Origin of the sequence: Rhizobium sp. YTU87027 (assembly GCF_050644135.1) — a bacterium.
In the GTDB taxonomy this organism is placed as follows: domain Bacteria; phylum Pseudomonadota; class Alphaproteobacteria; order Rhizobiales; family Rhizobiaceae; genus Rhizobium.
Genome location: NZ_CP098442.1, coordinates 284164 through 305968 on the forward strand (window position 1 = coordinate 284164; position 21805 = coordinate 305968).

Below are 21805 nucleotides of genomic sequence, written 5' to 3' on the forward strand. Positions count from 1 at the left end.
ACTTAGGACCGCTGTCGGTTACGTTTTCTCCAGACACCGGGGCATGTTCATCGATGTCATTTCCGCTTCAGCTGAGGCTTCTCGGCAACACCATCCTGTTGCGGCACGTCAGAAGAATAAGACGATTCGGGTCGTCCACCTCGCACGACCATGGTCGAGGAGCCCCGAAACAACAACAGCAAGGGTTCCTCACTCGGTGCCGGCGCGACATGCGGCTGCGCTTGCGCCTCCGCAAGCAGCCCGTTGAACGTCTCCTCCACGAGCGCGAGGAACCGCGGTGGACCAGAAACCAAAACGAGGTCACTTCCCGCCGCGGATTTCACGACAAAGCGCTCATCTGAGATGCCGAGCTCATCGAGGGCCGCCTTGAACGCATCGAAGCGAATCGGGGTCAATACAAACATCTTAGATCGCGCTTCTTTGGCGGCAGATACATAGAGTACAAGCCCATCATAGTACCATTGTAGATCGTACAGCTTACTCAAGCGATCGAGGAACTCCCGCGGTGGCAAATCGGGCATACGTCCGCGAATCCGCCCCCTCACCTCGGCGCTGATACTGACCCTGATATTTAGGTTGTTTCCGAATTGCTGCAGCGCGGCAGCGAGATCCTGGTCCAACACCGTATACCTATAGGGTGTAGAGGGGAGCGACAGAGGGGCGCCGACGGCTGTATGTATTCCGGCCGAGAGAAAAATCCCGACGCAGAGAACTCTGGTCAGGTTGTGCAGGATCGTGGATAGAATGAACGATGTGGACATCTCGTCCTGATAATCGAACGGCCGAAACTCTCACAAGTACAAAAATCGCTAAGTTGAGTTTTTAGATAATGATGCGCTCTCGTCAGCTTACAGTCAGCTCACCTCTCTAGGTACAGGCGCAACAGCTGGTGATCGCCGGCTAAACGCAATCCGCGAGACGCAAACAATCGAGTCGTTGCATTATGCTGCCTGTTAACTCAATCTCTGCCAGTCTGATTGACTTTGTACCCAAGGTTGCTTCCCCCTCATTGGGAGAGCAGGCTCAGTTTGAGCGCGCGCTAGCGCAGGCGGCCGCCTCTACAAAAAATGATACCGGATTGTCGCCAGCTACGGCAGCGCCAGTTCCTCCGCAGTTGGATGTCCAGCGCGCAACTCCACAGCCAAGCTCGCCCGGCGACCGTGTGCTCCAAACTCTTTCTTCCATGTACCGCGAACAGACGGTTGGTTCTGTCGCGCTTGACCATCAGGTAGACCTTGCAAAAAACGCTCCACTCCGAGCGGCACAGAGGCTCCCTGTCGAAGGTGGGACGCCGGCAAGATCGACGGGACCCGATTTCGGGTCGACAATCTCTAATCTACGGGATCTCTACAGTGGCGTCACTACAGTTTCTCTAATTTCTAAAGGTGTCAGCGGCATCACCTCATCTGTGAACACGCTAATAAAACAAGGATGAACCGCTCGTATGATTGGCTCAGCACTTGGCGAAATCCGGCATAGCCGCCTGTCGGGTCTTCGTTCGCTTCGTTTGGTCGTTCTGCCACTTCTCTTCACCTTGAGTGGTTGCAAGACCGATCTGTATACGCAACTGCAGGAGCGCGAGGCGAATGAGATGCTCTCGCTTCTAATCGACAACGGGGTTGATGCGGTCCGGGTTGCCGCGAAGGATGGGACCAGCGCGATCCAGGTCGACGAAAAGCTGCTTGCGTTGTCAATCAACCTCTTGAATGCCAAGGGGCTACCCCGCCAGTCGTTCAAAAACCTCGGGGATATTTTCAGCGGATCAGGCCTGATCGCCTCGCCGACCGAGGAGCGTGCTCGTTACATCTATGCCCTAAGCGAAGAGTTGTCGCGTACTATCAGCGACATCGACGGCGTCTTGTCAGTACGTGTTCATGTCGTTCTGCCGAATAACGATCTGTTAGGTTCGGATGGCACGCCATCCTCGTCCTCGGTCTTTATACGGCACGACGCCAAATCGAATCTCCCAGTTCTCCTGCCGAAGATAAAGTTGTTGGTCGCCGACAGCATCGAGGGCCTGTCCTACGAAAAGGTGGAGGTGGTTTTGGTGCCAGTGGAACCGTCCGGACCTGACTACCGGCGCGCTCCGGCGACTGTTTCGGCCCAAACATCCAGCTCTTTTCCACCGCCACTTCTGCCAATCGTGATGGGTGTTGCCGCAGCTGCATTCGCAGCGGCGTGCTATCAATTAGTCGGTGGTCTAGTGCGTCGGCCCAAGCAATCATCGGGCCAACTATCCAAGGTCGAAGGTTCCTCCGGGGCTTCCGCTGTCGAGGCCATTCGCAAAGAGATCAGCGCATAGGTAATAATCCCAATGTCGATACCGATACAGGCTGCCGGACTCCATCGGTCCCTCCAACTGAATTCCATGTGGCTAAACGACCTTGCTGCTATGGCTCACCCGACTCGTCTTGCCGCTCGTCTTGACCCGGCGTTGTCCGCTGCGACGTTGGAACAGTTGCAGAAGCGTCCCAGGCTGCAGCCAAGACTGGCGGAGTTGCTGTTTGATAATGAATTGCATTCGGACGGAACCGGCCTTGGGCCAGATCTGCTCCGCGGACATGATCCGCGTCAGACTGCTATCCTTGCCGGCAGTATCTGGCATGCCCGTTCGCTGTTGAAGCTTGTCTCAAAGCCCCACCTGACTGCGCTTATTGACCATATCGGCGCTGATGCCCACGCGTTCGGAATTCGGCATCTGGCGCAGGCGATCGCAACCAGCTTGATCGCTGATCCGAACAGGCTCGCGCAGCAAATCGAACACGATGGACATGCCTGTCTTGGAGCTTGGCTCAATGACAGTTCCGCGCTTGAGCGTAGCCATGTGCTTCTTCGATTGCCGGTCGGGACCGCTGCGGAGAATCCTTTGCCCGAACACAGTAAAGCCTCCGGGCAATTGTTTGCGCTTGTCCTCGCCCATCTTGATACGGAGAACCCGACGAAATGACGGGAGATTATTCCGCCAAGCTCGTCGCGCCGCAAATGCGCCCGGTTGGGCCACTGATCCCGGCGAGTGAGCTTGAAATCTGGCATATCGCCGCAAAAGCGCGTGACGCAGCACAACGGTATCAACAGCGGGTTCGGAGCTGGGCACGCGAGGCCTACGAGCGTGAGCGGGCGCTCGGCCATGCCGAGGGCTTGAATGCAGGGGCCGAGGAAATGGCTAGCATAATTGCGCAGGCAGCCTCCGATGTGGCGCGACGAAAGGCGGTCCTCGAGCAGGAATTGCCGCAGCTGGTGATAGAGATACTAAACGATCTTCTGGGCGCTTTCGATCCGGGCGAGCTGTTGTTGAAAGCTGTTCGCCACGAGATTGAGCGCAAATATACCGGCGCGGAAGTTTGCCTCCACGTGTGTCCCACGCAAGTCGATATGCTCGCGCGCGAATTTGCGCGTTGCGATGGGCGGGAAGGTCGGCCGAGGGTGCGGATCGATCCAGATCCGACTTTATCGCCCCAACAATGCGTGCTGTGGAGCGAGTACGGCAATGTAGATCTTGGACTTGATGCACAGATGCGCGCGCTCCGCCTCGGCTTCAGGCCGTATTCTGAAGAAGGAGAACTGTGATCACGCCGCTATCACAGCATAAAAATCTCGCCGGCAAGCGGAGTCTCGTTTCTGCGATCTCATCTTTGAGGTCCACAGCAAAGCAGATCGACACGCGTGTCGTGCGCGGCCGGATCACGCGGGCTATCGGTACACTGGTCCATGCCGTCTTGCCAGACACTCGGATTGGGGAACTTTGTCTTCTGCACGATACGCGAACCGGCCTGTCGCTCGAAGCCGAGGTGATCGGCTTTTCGGACAATGGCGTGTTGCTCACGCCGATCGGTGACCTGGTAGGCCTGTCCAGCCGCTCAGAAGTCGTGTCCACTGGACGAATGCGTGAAGTGCCAGTCGGGCCCGATTTGCTTGGCCGTGTGATTGACAGCCGTTGCCGCCCACTTGACGGCAAGGGTGAAATCAAAACCGTCGAAACTCGACCGCTGCACGGCAGGGCGCCCAACCCAATGAACAGGCGCATGGTTGAGCTCCCATTCCCGCTCGGGGTTCGTGTTCTGGATGGTCTCCTCACATGCGGCGAGGGCCAGCGAATAGGGATTTATGGCGAGCCTGGCTGTGGCAAATCGACGTTATTGTCGCAGATCGTAAAAGGTGCCGCCGCCGACGTTTTCGTAGTCGCGCTCATAGGCGAGCGTGGACGTGAAGTTCGTGAGTTCATCGAGCGTCATCTTGGAGAGGCGGGCCTCCGTCGTACGGTCGTTGTGGTTGAAACCTCCGACCGCTCGGCAGTGGAGAGGGCGCAATGTGCTCCTATGGCGACCGCGCTCGCGGAGTACTTTCGCGAACAAGGGCTACGCGTCGCCCTCATGTTGGACTCGCTGACGCGCTTCTGCCGCGCCATGCGCGAAATTGGCCTTGCTGCGGGCGAGCCACCGACCCGGAGGGGCTTTCCTCCCTCCGTGTTTGCCATGCTGCCAGGTCTCCTTGAACGTGCCGGTATGGGTGAGCACGGCTCAATCACGGCCTTTTATACTGTGCTTGTCGAAGGTGATGGCACAGGCGATCCAATCGCGGAGGAATCGCGGGGCATTCTCGATGGCCATGTCGTCCTCTCACGCGCTATCGCTGCGCGGTCGCATTTCCCAGCTATTGATGTGCTGCAGAGTCGCAGCCGAGTCATGGATGCGGTCGTTTCTGGGACACATCGCAAGGCAGCATCTTTTTTCCGTGATCTCCTCTCGCGCTATGCCGAGTCCGAGTTTTTGATCAAAGTCGGCGAGTACAAGCAGGGCGGCGATCCGTTAACTGACCGAGCTGTCGCTTCGATTGGCGACCTGAGGGAATTTTTGTGTCAGAGCGAAGGCGAGGCGTCGGATTTTGAGGAAACGGTCGCATGGATGTCGCGTCTGACCGCGTGACTCGTGTTCACACTTCGAGGTTGCGGCTTCTTAAGGATATGCAAGAGCGTAGTGCCTTTAGAGAGCTGTCCGAGAAGCAAGCCCAACACGATATGGCCACCTTAGCCTTGCAGAGTGCCTCCCAGGAGCTTGCAAACGCACAGCAACATTTTGCACGGGCCGAAGCGGCGCTCTACGAGGAGCTGATGTCCCTTGACAAATGGTCTAGCGCAGCACTCGACCATCACCACCTTCAAATTGAGCGGCTTGCCGCTGAGGTCTCTTCGAAACGTCAGATGCTCGACGATGCGCACATCGCTCAAAAAGAGGCCGAGGCAGTGTTATCTAAGATGAGAACCGTGTGGGTCAGACGTTCGGCCGCAAGCCACAAATGGCAACAAATCGAGGACGAAGTCAGGCGCGCCGTCGAAATACAGTCCGAGGCGGCAGGCGAGATAGAGGGCGACGATGAGATATCGCTTCGATATGGCAGTTTTGCTCGCCCAGATGTCGCGCGATCAGACCCGATGATGGGAGCTTCTGTGGAAACGCTATACCCCAGCCTTGAGTCGCCTTGGTAACCACAGTGGTCAGACCTGCTATATTCGAACCTGCGCTAACACTGTCCCACGTGGTCGTCTCGTGGCTCAATGATGTTGCCGCTTTCCGCAGCCCCTTTCAGAGCTGGATTAGCGAGAAGCCGCTGTCGGTGCGTATACAAGGGCTTATTTGGCAGCAGAAACCTTCTGCCATTCCGATGCTTGACTGTGTTTGGCGCTTGGGAACTGAAACGATCGTCTTATCGCTGTCACGAGGCCTTGTTGAGGCGCTTATCGCGACGGTGCAGAGCGGTCTTGCATTCCCTTCCGACCCAACTGCTTCACTCATTCTCGAGCTTGCACTTGAGCCGCTTGTCGCTCGATTAGAGGATCAGACGCAGCTGGATGTGCAGCTCTTGAAGGTGCGTGAGGCTTTGACAAAGGCTCCTTGTCTGGAACTTGATATCGCCTTCGGCTCAGTCAATGGCAAGGGCCGTCTATTCCTGTTTTCTCCCCTTGATGGCTTGGTCCCGCCTGCATTCCACGCCTTAGGCGAACTGCTTGGCCAATTGCCCCGACAGCCGCGCGAGCACTTCCCAGAGCTACCGGTTGCAGTTGCAGGAAGAATCGGCACGCTTTCCGTTCCGGCAGTGGTTCTTCGCAAGGCATGTGTCGGTGATGCTCTGTTGCCAGACATATCGCCGTTCGGCCACGGCAAGATAACGCTATCCGCGGGCCAGCTATGGGCCTGTGCAGATATTGAAGGCGACGACCTCATCCTGCGGGGGCCCTTCCGCCCACTATCATCCCCCTTGGAGACTGTGCATATGACGACACAACCCGAATTACAGCAGGATCCCTCGGAAGCCGATCTCGATGATCTCGAGATCGTGCTTGTCTTTGAATGCGGCCGCTGGGCTATGCCTCTAGGCGAATTGAGGAGTGCGGGCGAAGGGCATGTTTTCGAACTTAGTCGGCCGATCGATGGTCCGGTCGACATATTGGCCAACGGGCGGCGTATCGGGCGTGGCGACATCGTGCAGATCGGAGATGAACTGGGCATTAGGCTGCGCGGCAGGTTGGCATGCAATGACTGAGATTCAACCAGCGATTCTGTCGCTTCTCGCGATTACAGCCGGAATCGGCCTGCTTGTTTTAGCGCTCGTCACAACCACGGCATTTATAAAAATCTCAGTTGTTCTCTTCCTGGTCCGCAATGCGCTGGGGACCCAGACAATCCCACCGAACATCGTGCTTTACGCTGCGGCACTCATCCTAACAATTTTCATCAGCGCACCTGTAGTCGAACAGACCTATGAACGGGTGGCCGATCCAAAGTTCCGCTACCAAACGTTCGACGACTGGGTAAATGCCGCCAAAGAAGGGCGTGAACCGCTGCACGATTACCTTAAGAAGTTCACAAACGAAGAGCAGAGCCGCTTTTTCCTATCTTCGACGGAAAAAATTTGGCCAGGGGAGATGCGCGACAGAACCACCCCGGATGATTTTGCCATTCTTGTGCCGTCTTTTCTAATATCAGAACTCAAGCGTGCGTTCGAAATAGGTTTTCTTCTCTACCTTCCCTTCATCGTGATCGATCTTATTGTAACGACAATCTTGATGGCGATGGGCATGTCAATGGTATCTCCGACAGTCATATCTGTCCCGTTCAAGCTCTTTCTATTTGTCGCTATTGATGGTTGGTCGAGATTAATGCACGGACTTATTTTGAGTTACGCCACACCTGGAGGTTGATCATTACTCAGTCCAGCATTGTTACTTTTATGAACCAGTCGTTGGTGGTTTTCATGATCTGGATTCTCCCACCGCTCATTGCATCAGTGATTGTTGGCCTGGTCGTCGGGATCATCCAGGCGGCAACGCAAATCCAGGATGAAAGCTTGCCACTTACCGTGAAGCTTTTGATCGTTGTGGCGGTGATCAGCCTGTTTGCCCCTGTTCTGAGCGCTCCGCTCGTAAGGTTGGCCGACCAGATCTTTGCGGAGTTTCCCACAATGACCCCAAGCTACCAGCCTAGATCGTGATTGCGTCCGAAATTCAATCCCTGATCCATGGGGCTATTGAGCTCGTCCTCGCAGCCGGCATAGGCGCGGCCCGCGCAATGGGCCTCATGATGATTCTTCCTGTATTTACACGGGCTCAAATAGGCGGGCTCATCCGCAGCTGCCTGGCTGTAGCCTTCACGCTCCCGTGTTTTGCACACGTCAGTCACTGGTTGCAGACGCTGGATCCTGAGACACGTCTGATTCAAGTAACACTACTTGGAGTTAAGGAGATCTTTGTCGGCTTGCTACTTGGCATTTTTCTTAGCATCCCGTTATGGAGCCTTCAGGCCGCCGGTGAGCTTATCGACAACCAACGCGGCATTAGCAGCCCATCAGCTTCGTCAGACCCCACAACGAACAGTCAGGCTTCCGCTATGGGAATTTTTCTCGGGATCACGGCACTGACGATCTTCGTGGCGTCGGAAGGCCTAGAAGGTGTGGTCAGTACCCTCTATGGAAGCTTTCGGATCTGGCCTGTGTATCGATTTCACCCCACGTTCACCGCGCAGGCAGCTATGGAGTTATTGAGGCTCCTGGATCACACAATGCTCACGACCTTGCTGGTCTCTGGACCCGTAGTGTCCTTCCTTCTGTTAGTTGACATATCAATGATGATATTGCGGCGCTTTGCGCCGCAGTTCAAGTCCAGCCAACTGTCACCAATGATCAAGAATATCGGGTTTCCGATTATTATGATTGCCTACACTGCCTATCTCATCGAGGGGATCAGCCTGGAGATCACACAAGCGAATGGCGCGCTTGAGTGGATGGACAAGCTGCTGAAATGAGTGACACGAGTGAAGAGAAGACACACGCCGCCACCCCGCACAAGCTAAACGAAGCGCGCAAAAAAGGGCAGATTGCGCACAGTTCCGATTTCGTCCGTGCGGTCGCCACTTGCGCTGGGTTCGGCTACCTTTGGCTGAGAGGGAGCGTCGTACAAGACAAATGCCAGGAAGCGCTACTAGTAGTCGACAATCTGCAGAATCTGCCCTTCAATCTAGCGGTCCGGCAGGCACTGGTCCTCCTGATCGAACTCACATTCGAGACGGTTGGACCACTGCTTGGAACTCTCGTCGCCGCGGTGATTTTGGCCGGGCTGATAGCCAATGGTGGATTTGTCTTCTCACTGGAGCCGATCAAGCCCAACCTCGAGAAAATTAACCCGTTTGAAGGGCTTAAGCGCGTGGCCTCTGCACGTTCTGCTGTGGAAGCCGGCAAGACGCAGTTTAAAGTGATGGTCCTGAGCGCGAGCTTTCTCCTCTTCCTTCTCGGAACGTGGAAAACGATGGTCTATTTGCCTATCTGCGGCATCGGCTGTATCGGTCTCGTTTTTACGCAGGTGAAGCTGCTGAGCGCGATTGGCGCCGCTGCACTTTTGATCGGCGGACTTATCGATCTGCTGTTGCAGCGTGCTTTGTTTCTGCGAGAAATGCGCATGACAAAGAGCGAAGTGGCGCGCCAGCTCAAGGAACAGGAAGGCACGCCGGAGCTGAAGAGTGAACGACGTCGCCTACGCGAGGAGTCCGCGCACGACCCTCCCCTTGGCGTGCACCGGGCCACGTTGGTGGTGAGGGGGAAGGGCATACTCGTTGGTATGCGTTACGTTCGCGGCGAGAGCGGCGTGCCCGTCTTGGTTTGCCGCGCCGCGGGCGAGGCTGCTTCAGAATTGTTGAATGAAGCGCGGGCGCTACGCGTCTATGTTGTCGATGATCATGTGCTTGCGCATCAGCTCATCAGCACAACGAAGCTGGGCGACGCCGTTCCTGCGCAATGTTTCGAGTCTGTCGCCAAAGCACTCTTTGCCGCAGGCGTGGTATAGGTGTGACCACCGCCTTGGCCGGCCAATGTCGGCCGCATGATTTCGCCGCGATACGGCGCGCGATGGGCCGATCCTAGGCCATCGACTCATAAACTTTGGCACCAGATTCTCGTGGCGACGAGCTTTACGGCAGCGAGGTAGTTTTCGGGGCGCTTGTCGTATCGGGTTGCAATGCCTCGGAACTGTTTGATCCTGTTGAAGAACCGCTCAACGAGGTTGCGCTGCCGATAGACCCAGCGCGAGAATACGAAGGAGCCCTTGCGGTTTGACTTCGGCGGAATGTTGGCCCAGGCCTTTCGCTCGGCCGCCTTGGCCCGAATGACATTGCTGTCATACCCGTTATCGGCCAGTAGGATGTCTCCCTCGCCGAGCTCGTCCGTCAACGCGTCGGCCTCGGTGCAGTCAGCGATCTGCCCGCCGGTCAGGCGGAGGGTGACGGGGCGGCCGTCTGCGTCGACGAGCGCATGGATTTTGCTCGTAAGTCCGCCGCGGGAACGTCCCATGCCGCCATTGTCTCCATCCCCCTTTTTCCCGTGGCCGCATGCTGGTGAACGCGGACACAGGTCGAGTCGATCATGACGATGTCGCCATCGTAAGCCTCCGAAACCGCCTCAAAAAGCCGATCCCAGACCCCGGCTTTCCGCCAGCGGACGAAGCGGTTGTAGCAGGTGGTCGACGGACCGTAGCGCTCTGGGATTTCCGCCCAGGGCGAGCCCGTCCGGAACGGCCAGAGAATGCCATTTAGCACCCGCCGATCATCGACGCGGGGAACGCCGCCGGCCTTGTTGGGCAACAGTGGCGACAGGATCGACCATTCGTGGTCGGTGAGTTCGTAGCGGCGACGCGTCATAGAGGCTCCCTCTTTCGGAAGCCTTGAATCACGACAGCCGGTAAACACCAAGCAATTTTATGAGTTTACGCCCTAGTCTTGCAAGGCGCGACCGTATCTACAGCCGCGCCCAGCCGCGCATGCCGTCAAGATCGAAAAAGGCCTTTGCAATGTTGCGCGCTTCAACGGTCCGGTCCTTCTCGACGTGATCGAGCGGTGCCCTCCAGAGGACGTCAGCGGTCCGTGGGGATCCGAGCAATCCCTGTGGCCCTTGCCGTCAGCAACCATGAACTGCACGACGAATTGGTCACACTACGATCCCACAGTGAGCGCGACGAACAGCCCACCTTTTCTTTGCTGATTGCGACCGCGAGATAAGCTTCCTCCTCCATCAACAGACGAAAGCCGTGGGATGCTCGTCGCGCACACATCCCATGAAAGTCCATGTTGCGAAACTCAGCGACAACGGCGACTCAATAGCCGCAAAATGGAAACGCCGATCACGCAAGAGAACTCGAGCCTGCGTCCCTCGGCGAATGCTTACAGTCTGGCCGTCACCCTCGCTGGCTGTGGATACGAACGAAATTCAAGGGAACGCTCTCGCTCAAGCAGCTCGTCAATCTCGCGCGCGTGCAGATCGAGACAGCGACATCTACGAGCTCTATTGCGCCACGTAGGACCTTGGTACCGCCTTCCTCGTGCGGGCGCAGACGAACAGGCTGCCCGAGTGTCGCCCCAAGATCCTGGCGTTCGCGCCTTCGCCCAGTGCTCTTGGACGGGATGTCATCGCATCACAACGACCCGACTTGGCTGCAGGTGAAGTGCTATCAAAACCTTGACCGGTTTGCACGACATCGCTTTCGGCATCTCTATTGGATCAAGCTCGACGATGTGGGTCAATCGGCAGCCCTGCCGGATGGATGACCGTGCATCCGGACAACGCCTTCGTCAGCCAGTAGTCAGCCAAGTCGTCTATCTAGGGCTGCCGCGCCAAGCAACCTAAACTCACGTCAAAACACAGGAGCGAATCGTCATGTATGGTCGAATTGGTGACTCTTCTGATATCCAATACACGCGTAGGGGGAGGCGGCAAACGGATGCAGGAAGCTAAGAGTTCGCGGCCACGTTTGCCCGGATGCACATAACCGCATTGGCTTCCAGCGGCGGCTCATCGTCAGCGGCTACGCAAGCTTACTCCCTCCAAGCCAACCCTCCGGTGGTGCAGATCGACAGATCTACTTTCTGGAAGGAGGCGAGGCAATTTCACGGCGCTGAGATCACGCGCATTGCAGACAATCCACAAGAGTATTCGGAATTCATATCATCACGCGCCAGACGCACTGCGGACGTTGCTAGTCAATACGGCGTGAGTCGAGACTCGGAGCACGCGCGCCGGAAAGTTCGGCAGCTTCCCGGCCTGGCTGTGCGTGGCGGTCACTCCGATCGATCTCGTGGTGAAACTCGCGCCGCAGGCAGTGCAACTTCCAGAGCGTCCGCTGGCCTAAACCCGCTCAGGCGGGATGGGATGGGATATTGGCGATGAGATTTACGTGTGCATCTGGGCGATTGCACATGTCAGCCAAACCCTGGCCAACGAGCGCTGAACGACACCAGCCCGCAAAATGATAGGCACGGCATTTTCGCCGTTTCGGAGATGGAATATGACGGTCATTGGCCCACCTGGGAACTCGCGTGTTAGGAATGCTGGGGCCGACAATATTTCGGGATCAAGCAGTTCGCGCTCGCAATCAGGCCCTCCCCTGCCGGAGGGCCGCGAAAAGTTCAATTCCATCCTGGAGGTGATGCACTCTGGGTCTCAAGGCACAGGTGCGTCCTGCGCACGCACTGCCGACGAAGACCCTGGGGAGAGGTCGTCCGGCCCTTCCGCGGGCGCACGGCGAGTGCTGGCCGCTGTTGTTCGAGCAACCGCGCTGACAAGAGCAGGCGCCGTGCGGCGGCGCCGTCTTCCCTCAGTCCCGGAGGGTGATGCCACAGTTCTAGTCGCTGACCAGCCATCCAACTCGTACATGGCAGTCCCGCTTTGTATAACCGCCGGACAAATCAAGGCAGAAGATCAACAGATGAAAGGCTTGCTTGCAGAATTTGAGTCTAGCCGCCTTGAAGCTAGCCTAACCGCCAACCGAGGCCCTACCCTGGAGGAGAAGCAAGAGGCGCTCGATCGAATCGTCGATGCAGGCTCAACAGTTCTGGAATATCACGCGAGTCTGGCCCCAGGGAGCGATAGCATTCTGTCCAATGATCATGCGCGTCTAACCCGGGATCTGGTGCTCGATGCGGCATCGGAATGCATGGAACTCGCCAAGGACGGCATGCAATTGCTAGAGATTCGTAACAAGGCGCGCGCCGTGCTCGCCTTGGTCCTCCGATCCAACCCTGGCCCCGCCAAGCTGAGCCAAGCGGTTTCCAGTGTGGCAAGGCACTATATAGCTTGCGTGGAGTTTTGGGAAAAGAAGACATGGCGCGCGGAACGCATCCAGTTAGCCTATGCCGTCACTGCCAACCTACCAAATACAAATGCCGAGATCCAGCAGGCCGAAGAGGCCAAATTGCGACTGCATACCGGCTCGACACTGATGTCGAGGTTCATGGTTCTGCAATCGCGGATCGAGCTGGCGCAGTTGTTAATTGAGCCACGAGCGAGCAGTTTCCAAGCGCCACTGAGGGAAATGCTTATCGGTGAGAACGGGCGAGTACCGCTGTTGGATGCCCTCAGCGCCTCAGTTTTGCCGGCGGTGCATCGGACGCGCGGCGCTCTTCAGGCCAAGGCAGGGCGCCCACTCGACTCGATAGACTGCTCCGTTCTGCAAGGCGTCATGCAAAGGCTTTTGGATTTTGCATCGGCGTTGCCCGACTTGCTTGGCAGGCTAAGCGATGACCGAACAGGTGCCGACCTCCCGTTGGAATTGTTGGGTCAGATAGCGGAAGGCGCGCGAGGCACTGCGGACCAGGTCCTGCAACTCTTGGACCTGCAGCCAACGAGATCATCCATCAGCGAATGGCCGGCTGCCGCTGTGACTGCGACCGACACTACCGGCCAGGCTGTGACGGAGAGGGCTGCACCGGCCGAAGGCACTTCGACCCGCAGGAAGGGGAAAAGCAGGCGCAAGCCCTCCGCTGGCGCCCCAAGTTCGGCCCCCGGGCGACCGGAACCGCAAGTCGTTTCGGGCAAGAGCGGCACGGCGCAAGCAACCGAGGTTCTCTCCCTTGGCAACAGTTCATCGGGCCCCTCCATTAGTCCACATCGAATTGCGGACGCTGCGCCCCGTGCAGGCATTACCGCGGGGCGTGTTCTTCCCTCGTTGTCGGTTGATGGAGCGCGAGCTCGAGAAAAAAGCTTCGTGGGCGAACCCCGGCCCGGCGATCAAGGACCCGGAACATCGCAACCGGACGCGCTCCCAACTGGTAGCCAGACTGTGGGCATTGGGGAAGCTGGATCAAGCAGCTCGCCCCCGCAATCAAGTCACGACGTTGGACAGAGCAGCCAATCGTCCGATGTCGGCGTGCAGCGGACGCTCGCTGGCTCCCAGTATAAACGAATGTCCTATGCTCGCGTTGTGCTAGGGGCCGACGAAGCCCTTGGCGGCAAATCCGCCGATTCATCCATAGGTCCCGCCCGAGCCCTCACGACTCCGCGACGGGCAGCCAGTGGGCCTCAACATCATTCTACCCAAGGTCCGCAAGGCGAAGTAACGGCCAGGGAAAAAAAGTCTTTGCGTTTTCATGAGAACTGGCGGCTCCGCGATCCAAAGCCGAGTCGCTCGCAACCAGACACGCTCCCACCTCAGGAGCAAAGCGAGCCCAGGCCAGCGGCAGGAGCGGGACGGCGGCGTTTCGACAATGTAGCCGCACAGAGCTACAACGAAGCACTACTTAATGACGCTTTACATGAGATTTCCTTCGCTCCCGGCATCACTGAATTCTCGTGCGCTGTGGTGAAATACGACAAGAGTCTGCAAGGCCAGGCACATCATGCAACATTCCTCCAAAGGGCCGCTTCCGAGTTCACTCGTCAATTTATTCCAAGATGGGAGCAAGATGTCCGCGTCCGCAATACCTGGGGGTACGCCACCTCCTGCAACTCGATCAGCCGGGAAACTGGCGGTCAGGCAGGCATGGAAGCTTGCCGCGCCATGGCAGCTCAGGTGTCGAGACTCGGCAGCGCGCTGAAAGACGTTGAAAGTAAAACGCTTTCACTGTTCGTATTGTCTTTCAGTCGCTATCCCCGAGTAGCGGAATGTCGCAATGGAATGATTGGTATCGCCAAGGTTTTTCATGAGCAACGCGGAGCGCTTTCGGAGCTCAACGGTCAAAGTCTGGCACTGCTGGTCAACGGCTTTAGCAAATGGCCGGAACACGAGAACGCTCGTAAAGCCGCGATAGCAGTTGCCGCCGAGATTCGCCGCCGCCCCGCCGGGCTGTCTGATTTTGGTCCGCAGAACTTGGCTAACGTTGTGAACGGTTTGAGCAAGTGGCCGCAAGAGGCGGAGTGTTGCGGCACTATCAATGCAATCGCCGATAAGGTCTGTCACCGCGCCGATAAAGACGCCAATCTATCCGGGTTTAATCCGCAGGCTCTGGCAAACCTGGTGAACGGCTTCAGCAAAGCGCCGGAACTGGTACACTCATGCCAAGCAACCGTCGTCATAGCCGATGCGGTCTGTCGCCGCGCCGATAAAGACGCCGATCTATCCGGGTTTCATCCGCAGGATCTGGCGAACCTGGTAAACGGCTTCAGCAAGTGGCCCGAGGACTGCCGCGGAGCTATCGCTGCGATCGCGCGTGCGGTGCCTTGCGCCGCCGGTGAGCTGTCGTGTTTCATTGGGCAGGATCTGGCGAACCTGGTGAACGGCTTCAGCAAGTTGCAGGCGGCGGAGTGCTCACGCGCTTCCGTCGCAATTGCCAGTGAGGTCTGTCACCGCGCAAGCCGCCCCGAGGTCGGGCTCTCTGATTTCAATCCGCAGCATCTGGCGAACCTGGTGAACGGCTTCAGCAAATTGCAGGCGGCGGAGTGCTCACGCGCTGCCGTCGCAATTGCCGGTGAGGTCTGTCATCGCGCCAGCCGCCGCGAGGTCTGGCTTTCTGATTTTGATGGGCAGCATCTGGCGAACCTGGTGAACGGCTTCAGTAAATGGCCGCAAGAGGAGAATTTGGGTCACGCCACCAACATCGTCGCTGACGAGGTGCTTCGCTGCGCCGACCAGCTGCCTATGTTTGATGCGCACCACCTGGCGAGCCTGGTGAACGGCTTCAGCAGGTGGCCGCAATCGGAAAACTCCTATCAAGCCACAGTTGCGGTCGCAGGTGCCGTGGTTAGCCGCCCCGGGCGCCTGCAGGGATTCACTGGGCAGGATTTGGCGAACCTGGTGAACGGCTTCAGCAAGTGGCCCGAGGACTGCCGCGGAGCTATAGCCGCGATCGCGCGGGCGGTGGCTCGCGCCGCCGGCGAGCTGTCGGGATTTAATGAGCTAGATCTGGCGAATCTGGTAAACGGCTTCAGCAAGTGGCCCGAGGACTGCCGCGGCGCCATCGTTGCGGTCGCGCGTCAGGTCGGTGGCCGGGCCGACCAGCTGCCTGTGTTTGGTCCGCAGGCACTGGCGAACCTGGTGAACGGCTTCAGCAAGTGGCCTGACGAGGCTGGCTGCTGCGACGCCGTCGTTGCCATCGCTGCGGAGGTGGTCAGTCGCGCCAGCCCCAGCGACCTGCTGCCTGGATTCGATCCGCAGGCACTTGCGAACCTGGTGAACGGCTTCAGCAAGTGGCCGCAAGAGGAGAAATCACGCCAGGCCGCCGCGGTAATCGCCGGCGAGGTAATTCGCAGCGCTAACCAGCTCCCTGATTTTACATCGCAGCACCTTGCGAACCTGGTGAACGGCTTCAGCAAGTGGCCGCAAGAGGAGAAATCACGCCAGGCCGCCGCGGTGATTGCCGGCGAGGTGATTCGCGACGCCGATCGGCTCTCTGGTTTTAGCTCGCAGCAGCTGGCAAATCTGCTCAACGGCTTCGACAGGTGTGCGGAAGAGGAGGCATGCAGCCAGGCGGTTTTGGAGATCGCCCGCAGACTTGGCCCGGCCGGTCGACCATACCGTCATTTTACGACGCACGGGCTCTCCAGTATCGCCAACAGTTTGGCGCGTGGGGTTATGAGGAGAGAGGACGCCGGAGAGATCGCAGAGGCCGCGCTGCTGAAAGATCGACTACACAAACTGGCTCATTATCTTCATTATGCGAGCGATCGCATCGGCGAGGCCGACGCGGTGGCCGTCACGAGCATCTTGAAGGCGTTGGCCAAGGCCCAGTTGCATGACGATCTTAGCTTGCTCGCAGCCCCTGGAATAAATCGACTGAGGCAATTGCATCAGGCCCCTGGCTTTGCCGTTGAGAACAACCTCGAAATTATGGGAAACATTTGCGCCGTTCTGCTGCCGCTGGCGCGCAGCCCGCGCAAGCAGCTGCGTTGGCACCGAAGGCAGGCTTTGAACTTGCTTAATGATATCCAACCTATCGTGGAGCACAAGATCGAGGCCCATCTCAGGGCAAGCAATGCCGAGCGGAACCGGGGGCCGAACTCGACACGCCGTCCCGCGCTGTCGATTTATCAAGTGCTCAAGGCCCGTGCGAACCTGGCAACATTGCTGCGGCGGCCGTATGTTGAGGGCAGCAAGTCTGATTTGCGTGTGAGGCGCGACGAGCTGCAGTCCAAGACCAAGGAAATCCTGGACAGCACGCGCGAGCTCATCGAAAGCGACCTTTCCAGCATGAGTTGGAACTTGATCGCGCAAATCGAGGCTGAACGTCCGATCGATGCGCTCGACACGTTCGTGGCGCAGAATGCCGCGACGGTCCAAGCCCAACATTCGGCGTCCGTCTTCGACGTCCATCAGGTTCTGCGAGCCATGGACCATGAACCAAAAGCGCCGCAGGGTGAGGCGGGATTGATGCGATTGCCGGTAGTCGACATGCAGGGCCGGCAACTGGCCACGGACCCCGAGACGCGCTATTCGATCTTTCATCGCCTGACCTCGGGGGCAGTGAAGATGGTTGCGGTGCAACTGCCAGGAAAGCCGAGCCCGTTTATGCTGGCACGCATGTTAACCGTCGAGGGCGTGCCATACCGCATGGATCTGTTCGGCGGAAGCAAGTTAAAGCCGCCGCGAAAAACCCTTTCCCAGATCGCGGCCAAACTTCCAGGTCGGGGGGAACCAGAGCCTTCCGGCGGGAAGCTGCTGGCGATTCCCTATGCCGAAACCGCACCAGGCACTTCCTTTGAGAAGCTGTCGCGCGCCTGGGCACCTTTCAAAGAGGCATATTATTACACTCAGCGCCGGGGTTTTGCCGCGCCGCCGGCTCTCAAGGACTTAGGTCCTCACGATTATGCGCTGGAAGGCACATTCAAACTGTCGTTGCTGCCGGACCGCCCTGCCAGTGAACATCCCTTCAAGCTAACTGGACGGGAAGGCCCGATTGCGTTGCGACCGCATGACGGCTGCGGCTTCATCAAGGCTTCGCTGGCCACTCGTATGAAGGCTGTTCGCCTGGCCGGTGGGCAGGAAGGTGCTGCTCGGGTGCCTGCGTTTGGTGAAGGAAGGAGATCGTCCCTGCCTGCCACGGCGCTGCAACATTATCCGCGAAGCGAGATGGTGGCAAATGAGGTGCGAGAGAAAGCTAAGATTTGGCTCGATAGTCGACAGGGGCAACGACTGACGGCCGAGGAGTTGTTTCGAACCCTGACTAGCGGACATATCGACGGTCCCGGCGCGATTGCGGTACCGTCCGGTGATGAATGTCTCCATGTGCCGACGCTCAAAAGCGAGACCTTGACGGGGACGAACGGCGTGCTGATCGGGCGCTCGCCGTACGATAAGCCCAACCTGCGGCCAATCGCCACCGACCTGGTCAGGTCAGCCGCTGGTGGGGACCCGACAGCAGTGTTCCTAGGCGCGTGTGTGGCCATGCAATACAGCTTTAATGTCGCCCAGAAATCGGGCGAGGAACTCGCGGCCGACGATCCGACTTTCTTTGCTAAAGGCATTCTGATCGTCGTGCCGGACAAGATGTGGCCGGCGAACTACGCCGATCGTGCGCTGGTGATGTCTGCGGAGGACGTTAAGTGCCATTCGCAGTGGACGACAGGCAAGGACCGCGTCAAGGAGGATACGGCACTCGACTGCCTCGGCGTCCTGCAGGCCACCGAGGTGTTTGCCCCGGGGTCGTTGATCGCCGTGCCGACCGGTGAACAGAAAAAACTTGACGGTGACTTCGACGGCGACACCGTCATCATCATCGGGGACCGGCCGCAGCTTTATGAGCATGTGCGTGAATTCGATGAAAAGGAGCAAGCTCTCGGACTTCCATCCCTTAAGCCGCCAAAGTCGCATACCCCAGCACTTGACGGCGACACCTACCAGTTTGGTCGCGCCAGCCAGATTCTCGCTGCCACCCAGGATGTCTTGGAAACTTACAGCGGTCTACAGCGAAACTTTCTGGCTCAGTCTCATGAATCACGGCGCTGGTTTGCGGAGCGAGCCATCTTTGGCACCTACGAGGGCGTCCACCATGAACTCCGACGCGACATTGGTCAGTTGCTAGGCCGGGAAGAGGTGAGCGGCCAGGATATCGAGAACCTGTTTGCGAGAGCGCGGCGCGAGATCGAGATCGCTCAACATCCGGTTGCTCGCGAAATGGCCGAGTTGCTCGTTGCCGACCTTGAAGCATGGGCAGAGGGGCATGAGGTGGAGCCAATTCCCGAGACAGTCGAACACGCGGAGGGCATCGAAAGAACGACGCTCAGCGCAGCTGTCTCGGATCTTCTCCCGGATTTGGCGGATGCCTATCCGGCAACTTCTCAACCAAGAGACCGCATCCGGGCTTTGATCGACAACTATCCGGCGCGGATCGATCCTCGCCCGGACGGTTACAATCCGGATGACCTGGTGCAAAGCGCAAACAACCTCCTGAGCCTCGGAATCAAGGTCGGCACCGACGCCTACAAATCCAATACTGGCGCTCAGCTGTTTTCGAAGAAGAGCCGGGACCTTCAGCGGCTGCTGCATACAACGCCTGGCTTGAGGTCCGTGCCATACGTCAAGAGCCTGGCAACGTCTCTCAACCATGGAAGTTTTGACTTCAGGGCAGCCTTGAAGGATCTGGAGGACAATCCCACGCTGACGGCTTCAGTCATGCAAACCTCGATCAGTCTCGCTGTGGACGAGCGCATCTTGCGCGAGCCCTCGGGCTTACCGCCCGCAGCAGCGAATTCCGATGAGACGATTACGCTGACCCGCGAGGAGGCCTCAGAGCACGCTAGAAGTGAGGTTGCCCGCGCAATGAAAGAAGAGGGCAAAATCACCGCAGCGGCACTCAACGTCGCTGCGAGCCTCAGAAAAATGGGCATTCAGGTGAAAATGCCTCATTTGGAGCGCCGGCTGAGATCGGAACGCTCCATACGAGAGCAGCTCGCCGGAACGAGCGTTTCATCCGACAGCACCCAACAGCTGATCAGCAGTGCGGTACGCCACGTCTTCGAAATTCCTGACAAGGATTTTACACGTGCCTTCAAGGCAGCCATTCTGGCGTTCGAGGAGCAGGATTATACCGAAATCGAGGTGACCAACTGGTTCAAGTTCGAGCGTCCCGCTTATCTCGGCATCCACGCGGTACTTGCCACAGCAGCAGGCTATCGCTTCCAGATGGAGTTCCACACCCCGGCCAGCTACAGCGCCAAAGTTGACAACCACGATACTTATAAAGAGCTGCAGCAGCTGAAGCGCCGCGATGCGCCTGAGAAGACAGAGGAACTCGAGCAGAAGGTAATGGAGAGCTACAAGGCCGTTAGCAGACCCGATGACGTGCTGAGCATAACACACTGGAGCGATGGTAAGGGTAGCGTCGCAGTAGCTGGATTGCGAGCTGCGGGACAATCAAGAAAGTCGGAGATCGCCAGGCCACCGGAGGCTACGGACATTGTCGCTGCCCTCGGCGGGCGGCCGATCGTGCTCGTCGGAATGTCGGGCGCTGGCAAATCCACTATTGGCCCAGGTCTCGCGGGTCGGTTGGGGCTGCCCTTCATTGATACCGACAGAAGAATCGAGCAGAAAATCGGCAAATCGATATCGGAGATCTTTAGGGAGCACGGCGAGGATTATTTCAGGAGGTTGGAGGCAGGTGAGATCGCGAAGTTGCTCGAGGCCGGGACAGGGGTGATCGCGACCGGCGGCGCCGCGGTCTTGAATGAGCAGACCCGACACCTCATCGGCAGCAAAGGGCTCTCGATCTGGTTAGATACCGACCTAGACGCAATCCGAAAGCGAACAAGAAATGACCCCAAACGCCCCCTGCTGCAAGGCCCCGATCCGGACCAGAAGCTCGCCCGGCTGATGAGCGAGCGCCGGCCGCTCTATCAACAAGCCAACCTCAGGTTTGTCCCACCCCACAGAAACGATCGAAAAAACGCAGACCCATGCTTGAAGGCGCTCCACACGTACCTGTGCGCGCCCAACGCAGACCGCAGCCCCCCAGGTACCGCATTGCGCGACGATATCCATTCTGGGCCGACGCCGACGCCCCCCACCTTCGAGGCTCGGATCGGGAGGTCCGATGCGCCAGCTTCGAAACGCTCGGAGGCGTCGGTGCTCGGGACCACCGAGTGGCTGAGCGATGCCCATATTCAGAGGGATTACGATTTCCTCGAGCAGCAGCTGCAGGGGATCGATCCAACGCTTGCCGCCAGCGTAAGGCTGGTGGATCCGTCGGTATCCCATCTGCTGCGCCACATGGAGCTGCAACACGCGCGAGGCATGCTGCGGTCGATCTATAATCGAAACGCCGCCCCGGCCGACTTCCTGTTCCTTCCAGTGAACAATGGCGCTCTTGATGGCCGCGGCACCCATTGGTCGCTGCTGCTCGTCGATCGCCGCGATCCGGAGCGGCAGGTCGCCTATCATTACGACTCCCTCCAGCAAAGAAGATACAACGATGAGGCCGCAACACAGCTGGCAGAACGGCTGGACGCCACCTTGGCGCCAGCCCGCATGGCCGCACAGCCGAACGACTACGATTGCGGCGTCTTTGTCGTGGACGGCACGCGGGCGTTGGTCAAGCGATTGGTGGACGGGGAGCGGCCAGCCCACGAGCCACTGCACCTCGACACCCTCATCGCCGATCGGCAGGCGCTGCAAAGCCGACTGACGAGGTATTGATACGTATGCTGGAAACATGCACACCAAGCCAGTCGAATTTGCAAACCCTGGTCTTTGCGACAGGATTGAACGAAGCAGCCGCTGGCGCCAGTCGCGCCGAGCTAAGGGCAGTCGAATGAGCCAAGATCTGCCAGCAATCATGCGGTGTTTCGTTCACAGCACCAGAGCAAGCAAACCAGTGCAGTAGCGAGCGGTACATCGACTGAGCTGGTCGGCGAAGGGTAAGCGGCAAGGAGACCCCGTCTGGCGTAGGGGGTTGGCTGTCGGATATCGATAGCGCACGTTGTGAGCCGATGTGAGCTTCTATGTCTGCACCTAGTTCTGGAACTAGAACCTTCCACATGATCGAAGCTGTCGCCGAGCGCCTCGAGGGTGCGCCACGGCAGCTTCGCCGACGGTGGTCGGATGAGTTCAAATCGCAGGTGGTGGCCG

General features: G+C 58.2%; 14 protein-coding genes. 11 read left to right on the forward strand and 3 right to left on the reverse strand.

Features of this window, described 5'->3' with window-relative positions:
- Positions 1-56: 56 nt before the first annotated feature.
- On the reverse strand, positions 57-761 hold the full coding sequence (locus NBG89_RS30040) for a nodulation protein NolW (RefSeq protein ID WP_416068717.1): 705 nt from the start codon (positions 759-761) through the stop codon (positions 57-59).
- Between the two features lie 182 nt (positions 762-943).
- Between NBG89_RS30040 and NBG89_RS30045 the strand changes: the two genes are divergently transcribed.
- A complete protein-coding gene (locus NBG89_RS30045; protein WP_416068718.1) occupies positions 944-1435 on the forward strand; it encodes a nodulation protein NolB in 492 nt (163 codons plus the stop codon).
- Positions 1436-1444: 9 nt separating this feature from the next.
- On the forward strand, positions 1445-2302 hold the full coding sequence (gene sctJ, locus NBG89_RS30050; protein ID WP_416068719.1) for a type III secretion system inner membrane ring lipoprotein SctJ: 858 nt from the start codon (positions 1445-1447) through the stop codon (positions 2300-2302).
- Positions 2303-2629: 327 nt separating this feature from the next.
- Here the strand turns inward: sctJ and NBG89_RS30055 are convergent, their stop codons facing one another.
- On the reverse strand, positions 2630-2920 hold the full coding sequence (locus tag NBG89_RS30055) for a hypothetical protein (RefSeq protein WP_431324622.1): 291 nt from the start codon (positions 2918-2920) through the stop codon (positions 2630-2632).
- A 23-nt stretch (positions 2921-2943) separates the two neighbouring features.
- Between NBG89_RS30055 and sctL the strand changes: the two genes are divergently transcribed.
- Genes sctL through NBG89_RS30095 form a run of 8 tightly spaced genes read left to right on the forward strand, consistent with a single transcriptional unit; the run spans position 2944 to position 9328 of the window.
- On the forward strand, positions 2944-3567 hold the full coding sequence (gene sctL / locus NBG89_RS30060) for a type III secretion system stator protein SctL (protein ID WP_416068721.1): 624 nt from the start codon (positions 2944-2946) through the stop codon (positions 3565-3567).
- Positions 3564-4922: a type III secretion system ATPase SctN gene (gene sctN / locus NBG89_RS30065; protein ID WP_416068722.1), complete on the forward strand. Its 1359-nt coding sequence runs from the start codon at positions 3564-3566 to the stop codon at positions 4920-4922. Before sctL ends, sctN begins: the two co-directional genes overlap by 4 nt.
- Positions 4898-5482 (forward strand): hypothetical protein, encoded by a 585-nt coding sequence (locus tag NBG89_RS30070; protein WP_416068723.1) that lies wholly within the window; start codon positions 4898-4900, stop codon positions 5480-5482. The genes sctN and NBG89_RS30070 overlap by 25 nt, the downstream gene beginning before the upstream one ends.
- Positions 5476-6537, forward strand: coding sequence for a type III secretion system cytoplasmic ring protein SctQ (sctQ, locus tag NBG89_RS30075; RefSeq protein ID WP_431324623.1), 1062 nt, complete (start codon positions 5476-5478; stop codon positions 6535-6537). The genes NBG89_RS30070 and sctQ overlap by 7 nt, the downstream gene beginning before the upstream one ends.
- The gene (gene sctR / locus NBG89_RS30080; protein WP_416068725.1) at positions 6530-7195 is read left to right on the forward strand and encodes a type III secretion system export apparatus subunit SctR; all 666 of its coding nucleotides are present in this window, start codon (positions 6530-6532) and stop codon (positions 7193-7195) included. Before sctQ ends, sctR begins: the two co-directional genes overlap by 8 nt.
- A 29-nt stretch (positions 7196-7224) precedes the next feature.
- The gene (locus NBG89_RS30085; RefSeq protein WP_416068726.1) at positions 7225-7485 is read left to right on the forward strand and encodes an EscS/YscS/HrcS family type III secretion system export apparatus protein; all 261 of its coding nucleotides are present in this window, start codon (positions 7225-7227) and stop codon (positions 7483-7485) included.
- Positions 7482-8294 carry a type III secretion system export apparatus subunit SctT gene (sctT, locus tag NBG89_RS30090; RefSeq protein ID WP_416068727.1) on the forward strand — a complete coding sequence of 271 codons (813 nt, stop codon included), beginning with the start codon at positions 7482-7484 and terminating at the stop codon, positions 8292-8294. Before NBG89_RS30085 ends, sctT begins: the two co-directional genes overlap by 4 nt.
- Entirely contained in the window at positions 8291-9328 is a 1038-nt protein-coding gene (locus NBG89_RS30095) for an EscU/YscU/HrcU family type III secretion system export apparatus switch protein (protein ID WP_416068728.1), read from the forward strand. The genes sctT and NBG89_RS30095 overlap by 4 nt, the downstream gene beginning before the upstream one ends.
- Positions 9329-9414: 86 nt before the next feature.
- Here NBG89_RS30095 and NBG89_RS30100 read toward each other — a convergent pair.
- A protein-coding gene (locus NBG89_RS30100; protein WP_416068729.1) for an IS5 family transposase occupies positions 9415-10178 on the reverse strand; the annotation gives its coding sequence in 2 pieces (ribosomal slippage) (positions 9415-9863 and positions 9863-10178; 765 coding nt in all).
- A gap of 2060 nt (positions 10179-12238) precedes the next feature.
- Between NBG89_RS30100 and NBG89_RS30105 the strand changes: the two genes are divergently transcribed.
- Positions 12239-21373: a shikimate kinase gene (locus tag NBG89_RS30105; protein ID WP_431324624.1), complete on the forward strand. Its 9135-nt coding sequence runs from the start codon at positions 12239-12241 to the stop codon at positions 21371-21373.
- The last annotated feature ends 432 nt before the right edge of the window (positions 21374-21805 follow it).

Bases quoted from the DNA above. Each gene is read 5' to 3' on its own strand.
- NBG89_RS30085 (WP_416068726.1), top strand. From the start codon at position 7,225: ATGAACCAGTCGTTGGTGGTTTTCATGATCTGGATTCTCCCACCGCTC.
- sctR (WP_416068725.1), top strand. From the start codon at position 6,530: ATGACTGAGATTCAACCAGCGATTCTGTCGCTTCTCGCGATTACAGCC.
- NBG89_RS30055 (WP_431324622.1), bottom strand. From the start codon at position 2,920: ATGGGCGAGGACAAGCGCAAACAATTGCCCGGAGGCTTTACTGTGTTC.
- NBG89_RS30045 (WP_416068718.1), top strand. From the start codon at position 944: ATGCTGCCTGTTAACTCAATCTCTGCCAGTCTGATTGACTTTGTACCC.
- NBG89_RS30040 (WP_416068717.1), bottom strand. From the start codon at position 761: ATGTCCACATCGTTCATTCTATCCACGATCCTGCACAACCTGACCAGA.
- NBG89_RS30095 (WP_416068728.1), top strand. From the start codon at position 8,291: ATGAGTGACACGAGTGAAGAGAAGACACACGCCGCCACCCCGCACAAG.
- sctL (WP_416068721.1), top strand. From the start codon at position 2,944: ATGACGGGAGATTATTCCGCCAAGCTCGTCGCGCCGCAAATGCGCCCG.
- NBG89_RS30105 (WP_431324624.1), top strand. From the start codon at position 12,239: ATGAAAGGCTTGCTTGCAGAATTTGAGTCTAGCCGCCTTGAAGCTAGC.
- NBG89_RS30070 (WP_416068723.1), top strand. From the start codon at position 4,898: ATGGATGTCGCGTCTGACCGCGTGACTCGTGTTCACACTTCGAGGTTG.
- sctJ (WP_416068719.1), top strand. From the start codon at position 1,445: ATGATTGGCTCAGCACTTGGCGAAATCCGGCATAGCCGCCTGTCGGGT.